Source organism: Oryzihumus sp. (assembly GCF_054325275.1).
Map to the genome: position 1 here is coordinate 12,951 of NZ_JBTCWL010000022.1, position 14,638 is coordinate 27,588.

The following is a 14,638-nucleotide window of genomic DNA, read 5'->3' on the forward strand; positions in this document are numbered from 1 at the left end:
ATCGCGCTCGTCCCGCCGTCCACAGGTCGCCCGGTGGGTGCCCCCGCGGCCGGCGGCCCGGTCCACGGTGGGGTCCATGCGCACCGCGATCACCCTCGGCCTGCTGCTGCCCACCGCCCTCGGCGCCGTCCTCACCCAGGCCCGTGCAGCCCCGGATGACCCCGGGCGCAGCCCGGCCCCGGTCGTGTCGCGACAGGCGGTGGACTCCCCCGTCCGGCCGGGGCCTGGCTCCCGGCCGGCGGCCCGGTGGGGCTGGCCGCTGAGCCCCCGCCCGGCCGTGCTGCGCGGCTTCACCAGGCCGGAGCACCCGTGGTCGGCGGGCCACCGTGGGGTCGACCTGGCGGCTCAGCCGGGCCAGCCGGTCCTGGCAGCGGCCGACGGCGTGGTGACCTTCGTCGGGACCGTCGCGGGGCGCGGCGTGGTCTCGGTGCGGCACCACGGCGGTTGGCGCACCACCTATGAACCCCTGAGCCCCGTCGTGACGCTAGGTCGGCTGGTCCGGCGAGGCGACCGCCTGGGCATCGTGGCCACCACCGCCGGGCACTGCGCGCCCCGCACGTGCCTGCACTGGGGCGCCCTGCTCCGGGCTGACTACCGTGACCCGCTGACCCTGCTCACCCACCGACAGCCGGTGCTGCTGCCGCTGCCCTGAGTCAGGGCCGCGTCGGCCACGGCCAGGCCTGGCACCCGCCGAGGGTGATCGTCTGCTGCTGCATCACCAGCGCCGGCGTGCCGCGGCGCGGGCAGGTCTGGTGGCCGTGGCCCAGCCCGTGCCCGACTTCGTGGTTGACCTGGTAGATGCGGTAGCGCGCCACGTCGCGGCCGTAGCTGTCGTCGCCGACCACCCAGCGCCGCAGGTTCAACACCGCCCGGGTGCCGTTCCAGCAGGACACCTCCGAGCGCGTCAGCAGCGGGGCGCAGAGCCGGTCGGTCAGCGCCGGGCTGGCCAGGGTGACCCGGATGTCCACCTTGGCTCCCGCCGCCGACTGGGCCGGGGTGACGTTGACGAAGCGGACCCGGTCCTTGGTCTGCCAGCCGCGGCGGTCCAGCAGCACGGTGCGCACGGTCGCGGCCACCGTGCGAGCGTCGACGCCGAGGCCGTCCTCGACCTCGACGGTGTAGCGCACCGTGCGGCCGGTGGCGGTCGAGGCGGGACCGGCCACCGGCACGACCCGGATCCGACCGGTCCCCTGCACCGGCACCACGGGACGGCCGGTCAGGTCGGCAGCAGCCGCCGGCGTGCCGGCTCCAGGTGCCCCGGTGCCCCCGAACGGGTCGAGGTGCAGGACCGCGAGGGTGACCAGGACCAGCCCCGCCGCCGCTGACAGCGTCCGTCGCAACCTCACCCGGCGGCTGACCCGCCGCGTGCCGGGGCGGCCGGAGCGCTCCGCGGCGCGGCCCGGCCGGCGGGGGTCGTCCCCGGGAGGTCGGGCGCGCGTGCCGGCTGGTCCCGCCGGCGCCGGGGAGGACGAGTCCGACGTCGCGGATCGGGGGCCACCGGCCCCGCTTCGGGACCGGGGGCGACGACCACCTAGGGGCTCACGCACGGGGGTGTGCCTGCTCGTAGGACCGGCGCAGCCGGTCGACCGAGACGTGCGTGTAGATCTGCGTGGTCGCCAGGCTGGCGTGCCCGAGCATCTCCTGGACCGTGCGCAGGTCGGCGCCACCTTCGAGCAGGTGGGTGGCTGCGCTGTGACGCAACCCGTGCGGGCCGAGGTCGGGGGCGTCCTGCACGTGGGACAGCAGGTTGTGGACGGCACTGCGCACCTGCCGCGGGTCCGCCCGGCGGCCGCGGCGGCCGAGCAGCAGCGCCGGGCCGCTCTCGGGCGTCACCAGCTGCGGACGGCCACGGTCCAGCCAGTCCCGCAGCGCCCGTCGGGCCGGGTCACCGAACGGCACGACGCGCTCCTTGGCTCCCTTGCCCAGCACCCGCACGGTGCCCGCTGCCAGGTCCACATCGTCGAGGTCGAGGCCCACCAGCTCGCCCACCCGGACGGCGCTGGCGTAGAGCAGCTCCAGAGCGGCGCGGTCACGCAAGTGGATCGGGTCCTCGTCGTCGGAGGCCACGGCAGCGAGGTCAAGTAGGTCGGTGGCCTCCGCCGGCTTGAGCACGGCGGGCAGGGACCGGGAGCGCTTGGGGGCAGCCAGGCGCAGGGAGGGGTCGGCGGCGATCCGACCGGTCCGGGTGGCCCACTGCAGGAACGCCCGGGCCGCCGCTGCCCGGCGAGCGACCGTCGACCGTGCCGCGCCGGTCTCGGACAGGTGCGCCAGCCACGACCGCAGGTCGGCCAGCTGCAGGTCGGCCAGCCCGGTGACCCCCCGCTCGGCGGCGAACCCGAGCAGCGAGCGCACGTCGCCGAGGTAGGCGCGCTGGGTGTGCTCCGAGCGGCCCCGCTCCGAGCGCAGGTGCCGCGCGAAGGCCTCGACGGCGTCGTCCGCTCCTGCGGACGCTCCCCCCGGCTCCGGCTCGCTGCTGGACACCTCGCCACCGTGGCAAAGGACGCCGGCCCGGGCAAACACCGCCACCGGCGCGCCGCCGACCCGGCCGGGCCGCGACGGCCGGTCACGTGGTCAGCCAGGGCGTGGGGCCACGACGGCGGATCTCGACGCCGCACCGGAACACGGACCGAGCGTCCGCGGCGCTGCCTCACGGGCGCCGCTGGCGCCACCCGTCCCCGTGCCGCTCGGCCAGGCCGAGCAGCTCCAGCCGGCCCAGGCCGGCAGCCACCTCGGCCGGGGAGAGCCCGCCGGCGACAGCGAGCCGCTCCACGGGCACGCCGCGGCGCACCGGCAGGCTGGCGTGCACCCGGGTGGTGAGCTCGTCGAGGTCGTCGCCGGGCCGGACCGGGTCGCTGGGGCGCAAGGCGGAGTCCGCGCCGAGGTCCCCCAGCGCGTCGGCGACCTCGGCGGCGTCGGTCACGAGCACGGCGTAGCCGTCGCGCATCGCCTGGTGGCAGCCGGCCGACATCATCGAGCTGACCGGCCCGGGCACCGCGGCCACGACCCGACCGTGCTCGGCGGCATGGCGGGCAGTGTTGAGCGACCCCGAGCGCAGTCCCGCCTCGACCACCACCGTGCCCACCGTCATCGTCGCGATGAGCCGGTTGCGCTGCAGGAACCGGGACTTCGTCGGCGCCGACGCAGGGGCGACCTCGCTGACCACGAGACCCGACTCGACGATCCGCCCGAGCAGCGTGGCGTGAGCGGCCGGGTAGGGCCGGTCGACGCCACCGGCCAGCACCGCCACGGTGGTGCCGTCGACGGCCAGGACGCCCCGGTGGGCGGCCGCATCGATCCCGAACGCCGCCCCGGAGACCACGACGAAGCCGCGTTCGGCGAGGCCCGCCGCCAGGTCGGTGGCGACCATCTCGCCGTAGGCAGTGGCGCTGCGGGCACCCACGACGGCCGCGCTGCGTCGGCAGCCCGACGCCAGGTCGGCGGGGCCACGCACCCAGAGGCAGAACGGGGGCGCGGTCAGGTCGTCCAGCCCGGTGGGCCAGCCGGGGTCGCCCGGGCACAGGACCCGGGCTCCGAACCTGGCCCCGACCTCCAGGTCGCGCTCGACGTCGAGCACCGCCAGCCGAGGGGCGAACCGCTCCAGTGCCGGGTGGGCCTGCTCCCGCACGGCGCGCAGCGCCTCGACCGCACCGATCCGGGCGACGAGCGACACCGCCACCACGTCGCCGGGCTCGGCCAGCCGGCTCCAGGCCGCCCGGGCGAACCGGTCCTGGTCGAGCAGGCTGCTCACCGGGGCGCTCATGCCGCCACCGCCGCGTGTGCCCGCAGCGTCAGGGCCAGCCCGACGTCCTGGCGGGTGGGCGATCCGCCGCCGGCCAGGTCGCGCAGGGTCCAGGCCAGCCGCAGCACCCGGTCGTAGCCGCGCAGGGTCAGCAGGCCACGGTCGATGGCCCGGTCCAGGTCGGAGGTCGCGGCGGCGGACAGGCGCAGCGACCCGCGCCGCAGCTCGGAGCCGGGGACGTGGGAGTTCAGCCGCCACGGGGTGCCGGCCAGCCGTTGGGCCTGCAGCGCGCGGGCGGCCGCGACGCGCAGGGCCACCACCGCCGTGGGCTCGCCGGGCTCACCACCCAGGGCGGCCCGGGACACCGCGCGCACCGGCAGCTGCAGGTCGACCCGGTCGAGGACCGGACCGGCGATCTTGCCGAGGTAGGCCCGGCGCGCCATCGGCGTGCAGGAGCAGTCCGTGCCCTTGCCGAACCCCAGCCCGCACGGGCACGGGTTGGCGGCCATGACCAGCTGGAACCGTGCCGGGTAGGTCACCACCCCCGAGGCCCGCGCCACGACGACGCGTCCGGCCTCGACCGGCTGGCGCAGCGCCTGGAGCACGTTGGTGCGGAACTCCGGCCCCTCGTCGAGGAACAGGACCCCGTGGTGGGCCTGGCTGATGGCGCCCGGGCGGATGACCCCGCTGCCGCCCCCGATGATCGCGGGCATCGAGGCACCGTGGTGCGGGGCCACGAACGGTGGCCGGCGCACCAGCGCTCCCTCTCCAGGGAGGATGCCGAGCACCGACTGAATCGCCGTGACTTCCAGTGCCTGGTCGTGGTCCAGCTCCGGCAGCAGGCCCGGCAGGCGTTCGGCCAGCATCGTCTTGCCGGCACCGGGCGGCCCGACCATGAACACGTGGTGCCCGCCGGCTGCCGCGATCTCCAGCGCCAGCCGGGCCTCGTCCTGCCCGACCACGTCGCGCAGGTCCGGCGGGGGCGGCAGCGCCAGCTCGGCCACGCTCATGACCTCGGGCTCCTCGGGCCGGCCACCCCGGCCGAGGACGACGTAGCGCTGCACCAGCTCGGCGAGGGTCCTCGCCGGGTGGACCCGGACATCGGGCACCAGGGCCGCCTCGGCGGCGTTGGCGGCCGGGACCACGACCTCCTGCACCCCCGCCCGGGCGGCGGCGAGCACAGCCGGGAGCACGCCGCGCACCGGACGGACGGTGCCGTCGAGGGCCAGCTCCCCGAGGTGCACCACCTCCTCCACGACCCCGCTCGGCAGGGCTCCGGCGGCCGCGAGCACCGCGACCGCGATGGGCAGGTCGAAGCCGGAGCCGGCCTTGGGCAGCGAAGCCGGTGACAGGTTGACCGTGACCCGGCGGTGGGGCACCGGCACCCCGGAGTTGGACGCCGCCGCGCGGATCCGGTCCGGTGACTGCTTGCAGGCCGCGTCGGGCAGGCCGCTCACGGCGAACTGCGGCAGCCCCTGCGCGAAGTCGGCCTCGACCTCGACCATGGCACCCTCGATGCCGGACAGGGCCACAGACCGGGTGCGTCCGAGGGTCATGCCCACACCCCCACGAGGTGGTCGACTACGGCCGGACCCCGCGGCGGGCGCAGCACCCCGATGACGTCGATGCGCACGTCGCGGGCACCAACCTCGTGCTCGGCCAGCCAGCACGCCGCGAGTCGGCGCAGACGGGCCGCCTTGCGCCAGGTCACCGCCTCGACCGGGCTGCCGAACGCGGTGCTGCGTCGGGTCTTGACCTCACAGACCACCAGGCAATCGCCGTCCAGCGCGACGATGTCGATCTCGCCCTGGTCGCAGCGCCAGTTCCGGTCGACCACCTCCAGCCCCGCCTCGGTGAGGTAGCGCGCGGCCAGCCGCTCGCCATACGCACCGACCGCACTGGCGACCCGGTGCGGCATGCCGCCGGTCGCGCTCCCCTGCCCCGTCGCCCCCACGGCAACCACCTCCGGTCACCGATGCTGGCCGCCACGGCCACCCGGCGACAGGGACGGTGAGCGGCCTGTGGACGATGGGACGACCGGCGACCCCCCATGTGGACCAACCGGCTCAGCAGCGGGCGTCCAGCGTCCGTAGCCTTGCCCTGAGCGGCCGCTGCCCTGGCGGGCTACCCGTCCACGATCTCCGTCCGGGCTCGCCGCAGGAAACGCGTTCGGGACGCTTGGTACGTCCCCAAGGCAGCGCGGTAGGGGTCGTCGAGGTAGCGGGCACCGTCGATCACCGTCTGGCGAAAGGCGACCAGATCCTGCCGTAGAGTTCGGGCCGCGTCGAGCGTCTCGTCAGTGGCGAGCAGCTCGAGCTCGTACAGGTCGCGAGCCACGTCGCGATCAATCGCTGCCCATGCTTCCGGTGCATCCTCGAGCGGCATGGGACAACCTGGCGTGGCACGGCCGATGTGATGGGCGGCCGAATGGGCGTTCTTGACGAACATCCGATAGGCGTCCGTCCGTTGTGACCGGAGCGAGTCACTCGCCTGGTCGCGGCGAAGCCTCCGATACCGGCGCTCTTCTGCTGCATAGGACAGACCTGCACCGACGAGCAGAGAGAAGACCGGCAGGACGGCGTTGAACGTCGACATGCGGAAAGGATGTCAAACAGGGGCAGATGGCGCCTGACCGGCGCATGGGGTGTCGAGTCGCAGCAAGGTCAGCCGTCGACCCATGAGCCAGCAGATGCAGGCGGTCTGATCCGGACCGATGGCGAGTCTCCAACCTCGCCAGGGGACGAGCCCCATGTGGGGCAACCGGCTCAGCCGCGGGCGTCCTCCGGGACCCCGCGATCGGCCAGGAGGGCCGAACGCTGGAAGGCATAACCCACCATCCACGTCGGCTCGACCCGGCAGTAGACGATGTCGTCGCCCCAGCTCGACGGGGAGCTGCCGTAGTGGGCGGTCAGGTGCGCCTCGACCTCCGCGCGGTCGGGGTGGTCCGGCCCGAGGAACTCCACGTGGCCGTGCGTGAACACCCCCAGGTCGTCCCCCTCGAGGTATGCCGCGCTGGTCGCCGGGCGCGCCCGCAGGTGGTGCGCCTTGTGCGCGGAGCCGCTGGTGGTGAAGACCCACCGGCCGTGCAGCAGGTGCCCGTCCAGGCCGCTGATGCGCGGCTCCCCGGCGGCGGTCACCGTGGCCACGGCGAGCGTGCGCATGCCGGTGAGCAGCCCGGTCAGCTCGCGGGCGGTCAGGGTGCGCTCGTCGGTGATGATGCCGCGCAGGTGGCTCCCGGCGCCGGCATGGGAACGGTCGAGCAGAGCCTGCAGCCGGTCGAGGTCGGCGGGTGTCTCGAGCATGCCCCGATCATGACCCCGGTCGCCGACAGGAGGCAGCCAACGCGCCGGCCCGGACCGGTGCCGGGCTCAGCCGGAGAAGCCGCCCTCCTTGGGCAGCTCGAGGTCGCTCTTGGCCAGCTCCTCGACGTTGACGTCCTTGAACGTCACGACGCGCACGTTCTTGACGAACCGGGCCGGGCGGTAGACGTCCCACACCCAGGCGTCGGCCATGGTCACGTCGAAGTAGACGTCGCCGCCGTCGTTGCACACCTTCACGTCGACGGAGTTGGCGAGGTAGAACCGGCGCTCGGTCTCCACCACGTGGGAGAAGAGGCCGACGACGTCGCGGTACTCCCGGTAGAGCTGCAGCTCCATCTCGGTCTCGTACTTCTCGAGGTCCTCGGCACTCATACGACGCTCATCTCCACGGTCTCCGGCGGGGTGCTGCTGCCCTCATCATCCCCCACAGGGGGCGCCTCGGGGCCCGTCTGCGCCGGCACCACGCCGGGCAGCCGCCAGGACCGCCGGTGGTGCTCGCAGGGACCGTGCTGCTCCAGCGCGGCGAGGTGCTCGGGTGCGGAGTAGCCCTTGTTGAGCTCCCAGCTGTATGCCGGGGACCCGGCGGCGAGCCGCACCATGATCGCGTCACGCTCGACCTTGGCCAGCACGCTGGCCGCGGCCACCGACGAGCACTTCATGTCGGCCTTGACCATCGTGGTCACCGGCGGCGTGGCGGGACCGGTTCCGTCGTCGAGCAGGCCGAGCAGGCCCACCCGCTCAGGGTCGGTGAGCCAGTCGTGGTTGCCGTCGAGGATGACCAGGTCCGGGGTCACGGGCAGCGCGGCCAGTGCCCTGGTGCCCGCCAGCCGCAGCGCGGCCATGATGCCGATGGCGTCGATCTCCTCCGGGGAGGCGTGCCCGACGGCATGGGCCAGGGCCCAGCGCTCGATCCTGGGCACCATCCGCTCGCGGGCCAGGTGGCTGAGCAGCTTGGAGTCCTTGACGCCCTGCGGCGCGGTGCGACAGGTCTCGTCGATGACGACCACGCCCACGCTGACCGGTCCGGCCAGCGCACCCCGGCCGACCTCGTCCATGCCGGCCAGGACGCGGTGGCCCTGCCTTTGCAGCTCGCGCTCGACCCGCAGTGAGGGCTTCCGGCTCGCGGTCGCCCCGGCCATCAGTGCCCCGAGGCTGTGGTCTGCGGCGGCGGCACCTTGGCGAACGTGGCCGTGGGCCGGCTCAGCCAGGACCAGTCTGCGACGGGCCAGACCACGGACAGGGCCCGCCCGACGATCTTGGACTCGGGCACCGACCCGGTCTTGCCCCCGTCGCCGTTGTCGTGGAACCGGGAGTCAGAGGAGTCGGAGCGGTGGTCGCCCATCACCCACACCCGTCCCGCGGGCACGGTGATGTCGAACTCCTGCCGGCTCGGCTCGTCGCCCGGCTTGATGTACGGCTCGTTCAGTGGCGCGCCGTTGACGGTGATCCGGTGCTGGTCGTCGCAGCACACCACGTGGTCGCCGGGCAGCCCGATGACCCGCTTGATGAGGTGGTTGCCCTCGTCGGTGGGCAGCAGGCCCACGAAGGTCAGGGTGTTGTGGACGGCCCCGCCGAGGGGCCCGCGCTGCACCGGGACCGGCTCGCCGAGCCAGTTGGCCGGGTCCTCGAAGACGACGACGTCGCCGCGCTGCAGGGCGAACGGCCCCGGGGTGAGCTTGCTGACGATGACGCGGTCGCCGTTGACGAGGGTGTTCTCCATGGACCCGGAGGGGATGTAGAACGCCTGCATCAGCCAGGTCTTGACCACCAGGGACAGGACCAGGGCCATGCCGACGACGATCGCGGCCTCCTTGACCGCGGAGAGCACGGCGCGTCCGGGACCCTGCCGCCGGTCACCCGGGCCGATCTCGTAGACGGTCTCCTCGTGCTCGAGCTCGTCGTCGTCCTCCAGGTCGTTGTGGGCCGCGCCTGCCGGCACTCCGGCGGCCGCCGGCACTCCGGCCGCCGGCACGTCAGCCGCGGGCGCGTCCGGTGCGGGCGCGTCGGCCGGCACCTGCGCGGAGCCGTCGACGGGCCTCTGTCCGGGCGGGCCGTGGGGCATGGGCTCCTGGACGTCCTCGGGCAGGTCGGGGCGAGGGTTCCCGGTCACGTTCACCGCTGGCCCTGGGCAGCCGGGATGCCGGCGAGCTCACCGGGGGAGCTCAGCGTCGCCGTCCGGCCCAGGGGCCAGTACACGAGCGCCGCTCGCCCGATCACGTCATCCAGCCGCACCATTCCTCCTCCGGGGTCGCCCAGGTGGGCGCGTGAGTCTGCCGAGTCGCTGCGGTGGTCACCCATGACCCAGATGTGTCCCGCCGGGACGGTGACGTCGAAGGTCAGGTCACTGGGCTTGTCACCGGGGTAGAGGTAGGGCTCGTGCACGGCCACCCCGTTGACGTGCAGGGCCCCCTGGGCGTCACAGCAGACGACGTGGTCGCCGGCGACGCCGACGACCCGCTTGACGTAGTCGCTTTCGTGCGTCTGGACCGACAGCAGCGAGGCCACGCCGCTCACGACCTTGGTGACGAGGCCGGTCGGCGCCGGCCCGGTGGAGCCGCCGGCGGCGAACGTGGTGCTGCCGTCGAACACGACGACGTCCCCCCGGTGCACGGCCCCCACCCTGGTCACCATGATCCGGTCACCGGGCTGCAGCGTGGGCTGCATCGAGGCGGACGGCACGTAGAACGACTGGACGAGAAAACCCCGGACCGCCAGCGTCACCAGCAGTGCGACGACCACCACCACGAGCCAGCGCAGTCGCGTGGCGTGACGTGGCGCGACCTCCCGCCCAGCGGGGGTCGTCGGCGTGTCGGCAGGTGCCGTGGGCGGTCCGGGGTTCATCGGTCCCGAGCCTAGTCTGCGAGCCTGTGAAGGCACGCGCAGGCGGAGCAGTCGATGTCGACCTGGCCTCAGCGGGCCGGGGTCGTCTCGCGCTTCTCCTTGATCTTGGCGGCCTTGCCGCGCAGGTCGCGCAGGTAGTACAGCTTGGCGCGACGGACGTCACCGCGGGTCATGACCTCGATCTTGTCGATGATCGGGGTGTGCACCGGGAAGGTGCGCTCCACGCCGACCCCGAAGCTGACCTTGCGGACGGTGAAGGTCTCGCCGACGCCGCGGCCGTGGCGGCGGATGACGACACCCTGGAAGACCTGGACACGCGAGCGGTTGCCCTCGACGACCTTGACGTGGACCTTGAGGGTGTCACCGGCGCGGAAGGCCGGGACGTCGTCGCGAAGGCTCGTCTGGTCGATGGCGTCGAGCTGGTGCATGATCAGTTCGCTTTCCCGCCGGTGCCACAGGTCACCGAGCGCGTCAGGTGCTGGAGCAGGGGCATCGCCCGGCCCAGCGTCATCTCGTATAGGTGCTCCCGCGAGCCGTGGATCGCAGCACTCCCCCTGTGGCAGGGGCGCGAATCGGTGCAGGACGCGAGGAGTCAGTCTGCCACAGTGGACGGCCCGGACTGAAATCCGCCGGCCGCCTCGGCGAGCACGGCCCGGTCCCGCTCGTCCAGGGCGGCGGGGTCGAGCGCGGCGAGCATGTCCGGGCGGCGCTGCGCGGTGCGCCGCAGCCGCTCGTCGCGGCGCCAGCGCGCGATCTGGCCGTGGTGCCCGGACAGCAGCACCTCCGGTATGCCGCGCCCGCGCCACACCGGAGGCTTGGTGTAGACGGGGTACTCGAGCAGGCCGTCCTCGTGCGACTCCTCGACGAGGGACTCGGCGTTGCCGATCACACCGGGGATGAGGCGGGCGATCGCCTCGACCATGGCCAGCACGGCGACCTCGCCGCCGTTGAGGACGTAGTCACCCAGGGACAGCACACTGACCGGCATGTGCTCGCGCGCCTCGTCGTAGACGCGCTCGTCGATGCCCTCGTAGCGCCCGCAGGCGAAGGCGAGCCAGGGCTGCTGCGCGAGCTCGCGGGCCAGCTCCTGGGTGAACGGCCGGCCGCCGGGGCCGGGCACGACCAGGTGCGGCACTCCCCCGCCGACCGCCGGGACCCCGGCGGCGACGACGTGGTCCAGCGCCTCGCCCCACGGCTCGGGCCGCATGACCATGCCGGCGCCGCCGCCGTACGGCGTGTCGTCGACGGTGCGGTGCCGGTCGTGGGTGAAGTCGCGCAGGTCGTGCACGTGCAGGTCGACCAGGCCCTCCCGGCGCGCCTTGCCGATCAGCGACAGGTCCAGCGGCGCCAGGTAGTCGGGGAAGATCGAGACGACGTCCAGGCGCATGTCAGCCCTCGTCCAGCTCGAGCAGCCCGGCCGGCGGGTCGATGACGACGCGGCCGCCCTCGACGTCGACCTCGGGCACCAGCGCCTCGACGAACGGCACCAGCGCCTCGCGGCCGCTGGCGAGCTTCACCACGAGCAGGTCCTGCGCCGGGCGGCTGTCCACGCCGGCGACCTCGCCGACCTCCTCACCGGCGACGGTCAGGACGCGCAGCCCGACCAGGTCCTTCTCGTACCACGCGTTCTCGTCGTCCTCGTCCTCATCGACGTCGGCGATGAGCAGCGTCCCGCGCAGCCCTTCGGCGGCCGTGCGGTCGGGCGCCTCCTCGAAGCCGAGCAGCGTGATGCCGTTGTGGTCGCGGACGCTGCGCAGGTGCAGCGGGCCGGCCGACGCCGGGTCGGTGGTGAACGACGTGCCCACGACGAACCGCTCCCGCGGCGCGTCCGTGCGCACCTCCACGGTCACCTCTCCACGCAGCCCGTGCGCCTTGCCGATACGTGCCACCACGACGTCCATGGCGCAGATCCTCTCAGGTCCGGCGGACCCGGCCGGACGGCATACCGGCGGGGCCTCCCGGGGAGGTGGTCAGGGACCGGGAAGGGCTTGGTCAAGATCGCGTATGCACCGTTGACCGCGCCGGCGGCGCGTCCCTAGCGTCGGCCCAATTTCGTTGACCAGTCACCAATGGCGGAGGCACCCGGGATGGTCGAGAGCTCGAGCAAGGCCCTGCACGAACAGCTGCAACGCATCTACGTCCTGCTCGACGACGGCGACCGTCGGGCCCTGCGCGGGGCGGGGGTGAGCCCGACGCAGTACACCCTGCTGCGCCACCTCGCGGCCTCCCCCTCCGACGCCCTGACGATCAGCCGCCTCGCGGAGGTGCTGCTGTGCACGCGGGGCAACGCGACCCGCCTGGTGCGCCGGCTGGTCGAGCACGGCCTGGTCTGCACCCGCGGGGACGAGGCCGACCTGCGGGTCGTCCTGGTCTCCCTCACCGAGGAGGGCCAGCGCCGCCTCGGCATCGCCGAGCGGGCCCTGGACAAGGCCAACCACCGCCGGTTCGGCGGCCTGAGCGAGCAGGAGCGCTCGGCCCTGCACGACCTGACCCGGACCGTCGCCGACGTCCTCGGCAAGGACCTGGAGAACCACCCGTGAGCGCCTTCGCCCGCCGCCACCTCGGCGTGCTGGCCGTCACCTGCGGCCTGCTGGCCACCCCGGCCCTGCTCCCGACCGCGCACGCCGACGCCCCGGTCACCAACCGCGCCAGCCTCAAGCAGGACCTGTGCTACCAGGTGGTCACCGACCGGTTCGCCGACGGCAACACGAGCAACGACGACCCGGCCAAGAGCCCGGGGATGTACGACGCCACGAAGACGAACTGGAAGCTCTACTGGGGCGGGGACTTCGCCGGCATCCAGCAGCACCTGCAGTACCTCAAGGACATGGGCGTCACCGCGATCTGGATGTCCCCGCACGTGGACAACATCGACAAGCCTGCGGTCTACGGCGGCACACCGAACGCCGGCTACCACGGCTACTGGACCCGCGACTTCAAGCGCCCCGAGGAGCACTTCGGCACCCTCGCCGAGTTCGACTCGCTCATCAGCGCGGCCCACTCCATGGGCATCAAGGTGATCATGGACTGGGCGCCCAACCACACCAGCCCGGCCGACCCGGCCAACCCCTCCTTCGCCGAGGGCGGGGCGCTGTACGACGACGGGGTGCTCAAGGGCACCGCGATCAACGACACGAACGGCTACTTCCACCACAACGGCGGCATCAGCAACTACGACGACCGCTACGAGGTGCAGTACAGGAACCTCGCCGACCTCGCCGACCTGGACCAGCAGAACGGCACGGTCAACTCGCTGCTCAAGACCGACGCGAACTACTGGATGAGCCGCGGGGTCGACGGCATCCGCATGGACGCCGTGAAGCACATGTCCAGCGGGTGGCAGCGCTCCTTCGCCGACAACGTCCTGGCGAGCAAGGACGCCTTCCTCTACGGCGAGTGGTACCTCGGGTCCAAGACCGACCCGCTGTATGCCGACAACGTCCGCTTTGCCAACGACAGCGGCATCTCGGTGCTGGACTTCTACCTCAACATCGCGATGCGCGAGACGTTCGGCTCCGGCGCCCCGATGTCCAACCTCGACGCGGCGATCGCCAGGACCGGCACGGACTACACCTACAAGGAAAACCTGGTCACCTTCCTGGACAACCACGACATGTCCCGGTTCCTGACCCTGAAGAACGACGCGACGGCGCTGCACGACGCGCTGGCGTTCATGCTCACGGTCCGCGGCACGCCGTGCCTGTACTACGGCACCGAGCAGTACCTGCACAACGACACCAGCGGCGGCGGGGACCCGTGGAACCGGCCTCAGATGCCGGGCTTCGGCGAGACGACGACGGCGTTCAAGGAGATCCAGAAGCTGTCCGCGCTGCGCCAGAACCAGCCGGCGCTGGCCTGGGGCACCCACCAGCAGCGGTGGATCAACAACGACGTCTACGTCTACGAGCGCAGGTTCAACAACGACACCGTGCTCGTCGCGATCAACAAGTCCGGCACGGCCTACCCGATCACCGGGCTCAACACGGCCCTTCCCGCAGGCACGTACACCGACCAGCTCGGCGGCCTGCTCGGCGGCCAGTCGATCACCGTCGGCAGCGGTACCGGCGGCAACAACCCGGTGACCGCCTTCACCCTCGGCGGCGGCCAGGTCGCGGTGTGGTCGTACAAGGGGCCCGAGCCCTCCTCCCCCACGATCGGCAGCGCTGCGCCCACGCTCACCCGGGCCGGCAACGCGATCACCGTCGAGGGCCGCGGCTTCGGCACCTCGGGCACGCTCAAGGTCGGCGGGGTGACGGCGTCGGTCTCCAGCTGGGGCGCCAACCGGGTCACCGCAACGGTGCCGTCGGGCACGCCGGCCGGGACTCAGCAGGTCACGGTGACCACGAGCGGCGGCACCAGCAACGGCTACGCGCTCAAGGTGCTCTCCGGGGCGCAGGTGCCGGTGACGTTCACGGTCACCAACGCGACGCCGACCAACCCCGGCGACAACATCTACATCAGCGGCAGCATCCCCGAGCTCGGCAGCTGGTCGACCGACCGCAACACCGCCGTCGGCCCGCTCCTGACGCCCAACTACCCGAACTGGTTCGGCGTCGCCAGCGTCCCCGCGTGCACGACGTTCCAGTACAAGTTCCTCAAGATCGCCGCCGACGGCACGGCCACCTGGGAGAACGGCGCCAACCACAGCTACACCGCGCCGTGCTCCGGCACCAGCGCGACCACGGTCGCCTGGCAGTACTGACCCCGGACACGACGAACGGCGGGGTATGCCGCGGAC

At 73.1% G+C, this 14,638-nt stretch carries 17 protein-coding genes; 3 read left to right on the forward strand and 14 right to left on the reverse strand.

The window, feature by feature from the left end; all coding sequences use genetic code 11:
* Positions 1-76: 76 nt before the first annotated feature.
* Positions 77-652, forward strand: a complete 576-nt coding sequence (locus ACXVGS_RS07710; protein WP_458536802.1) for a M23 family metallopeptidase — start codon at positions 77-79, stop codon at positions 650-652.
* 1 nt (position 653) lies between these two features.
* Here the strand turns inward: ACXVGS_RS07710 and ACXVGS_RS07715 are convergent, their stop codons facing one another.
* From ACXVGS_RS07715 to rimM, 14 genes are all read right to left on the reverse strand, one after another.
* On the reverse strand, positions 654-1,346 hold the full coding sequence (locus tag ACXVGS_RS07715) for a DUF3152 domain-containing protein (protein WP_458527633.1): 693 nt from the start codon (positions 1,344-1,346) through the stop codon (positions 654-656).
* 193 nt (positions 1,347-1,539) lie between these two features.
* Positions 1,540-2,481, reverse strand: coding sequence for a tyrosine recombinase XerC (locus tag ACXVGS_RS07720; RefSeq protein WP_458527634.1), 942 nt, complete (start codon positions 2,479-2,481; stop codon positions 1,540-1,542).
* 166 nt (positions 2,482-2,647) lie between these two features.
* Positions 2,648-3,760 carry a DNA-processing protein DprA gene (dprA, locus tag ACXVGS_RS07725; protein ID WP_458527635.1) on the reverse strand — a complete coding sequence of 371 codons (1,113 nt, stop codon included), beginning with the start codon at positions 3,758-3,760 and terminating at the stop codon, positions 2,648-2,650.
* On the reverse strand, positions 3,757-5,295 hold the full coding sequence (locus ACXVGS_RS07730) for a YifB family Mg chelatase-like AAA ATPase (RefSeq protein ID WP_458536803.1): 1,539 nt from the start codon (positions 5,293-5,295) through the stop codon (positions 3,757-3,759). The genes dprA and ACXVGS_RS07730 overlap by 4 nt, the downstream gene beginning before the upstream one ends.
* Positions 5,292-5,657, reverse strand: a complete 366-nt coding sequence (locus ACXVGS_RS07735) for a YraN family protein (RefSeq protein ID WP_458527691.1) — start codon at positions 5,655-5,657, stop codon at positions 5,292-5,294. Before ACXVGS_RS07735 ends, ACXVGS_RS07730 begins: the two co-directional genes overlap by 4 nt.
* Positions 5,658-5,863: 206 nt before the next feature.
* The gene (locus ACXVGS_RS07740) at positions 5,864-6,334 is read right to left on the reverse strand and encodes a hypothetical protein (protein WP_458531174.1); all 471 of its coding nucleotides are present in this window, start codon (positions 6,332-6,334) and stop codon (positions 5,864-5,866) included.
* 170 nt (positions 6,335-6,504) lie between these two features.
* Positions 6,505-7,041 (reverse strand): pyridoxamine 5'-phosphate oxidase family protein, encoded by a 537-nt coding sequence (locus ACXVGS_RS07745; RefSeq protein ID WP_458527638.1) that lies wholly within the window; start codon positions 7,039-7,041, stop codon positions 6,505-6,507.
* A gap of 66 nt (positions 7,042-7,107) precedes the next feature.
* A complete protein-coding gene (locus tag ACXVGS_RS07750; protein ID WP_141788969.1) occupies positions 7,108-7,431 on the reverse strand; it encodes a DUF2469 domain-containing protein in 324 nt (107 codons plus the stop codon).
* Positions 7,428-8,198: a ribonuclease HII gene (locus tag ACXVGS_RS07755; protein WP_458527639.1), complete on the reverse strand. Its 771-nt coding sequence runs from the start codon at positions 8,196-8,198 to the stop codon at positions 7,428-7,430. The genes ACXVGS_RS07750 and ACXVGS_RS07755 overlap by 4 nt, the downstream gene beginning before the upstream one ends.
* On the reverse strand, positions 8,198-9,169 hold the full coding sequence (gene lepB, locus ACXVGS_RS07760) for a signal peptidase I (protein WP_458527640.1): 972 nt from the start codon (positions 9,167-9,169) through the stop codon (positions 8,198-8,200). Before lepB (ACXVGS_RS07760) ends, ACXVGS_RS07755 begins: the two co-directional genes overlap by 1 nt.
* Positions 9,170-9,171: 2 nt before the next feature.
* Entirely contained in the window at positions 9,172-9,900 is a 729-nt protein-coding gene (gene lepB, locus ACXVGS_RS07765; RefSeq protein WP_458527641.1) for a signal peptidase I, read from the reverse strand.
* Between the two features lie 68 nt (positions 9,901-9,968).
* Positions 9,969-10,328 carry a 50S ribosomal protein L19 gene (gene rplS / locus ACXVGS_RS07770; RefSeq protein WP_141788972.1) on the reverse strand — a complete coding sequence of 120 codons (360 nt, stop codon included), beginning with the start codon at positions 10,326-10,328 and terminating at the stop codon, positions 9,969-9,971.
* Positions 10,329-10,492: 164 nt separating this feature from the next.
* Positions 10,493-11,287: a tRNA (guanosine(37)-N1)-methyltransferase TrmD gene (gene trmD, locus ACXVGS_RS07775; protein ID WP_458533012.1), complete on the reverse strand. Its 795-nt coding sequence runs from the start codon at positions 11,285-11,287 to the stop codon at positions 10,493-10,495.
* Position 11,288: 1 nt separating this feature from the next.
* Entirely contained in the window at positions 11,289-11,801 is a 513-nt protein-coding gene (gene rimM, locus ACXVGS_RS07780; RefSeq protein ID WP_458536804.1) for a ribosome maturation factor RimM, read from the reverse strand.
* A gap of 168 nt (positions 11,802-11,969) precedes the next feature.
* Here rimM and ACXVGS_RS07785 point away from each other — a divergent pair, with 168 nt between their 5' ends.
* Positions 11,970-12,440, forward strand: coding sequence for a MarR family winged helix-turn-helix transcriptional regulator (locus ACXVGS_RS07785; protein WP_458527644.1), 471 nt, complete (start codon positions 11,970-11,972; stop codon positions 12,438-12,440).
* A complete protein-coding gene (locus ACXVGS_RS07790) occupies positions 12,437-14,602 on the forward strand; it encodes an alpha-amylase family glycosyl hydrolase (protein ID WP_458536805.1) in 2,166 nt (721 codons plus the stop codon). Before ACXVGS_RS07785 ends, ACXVGS_RS07790 begins: the two co-directional genes overlap by 4 nt.
* The last annotated feature ends 36 nt before the right edge of the window (positions 14,603-14,638 follow it).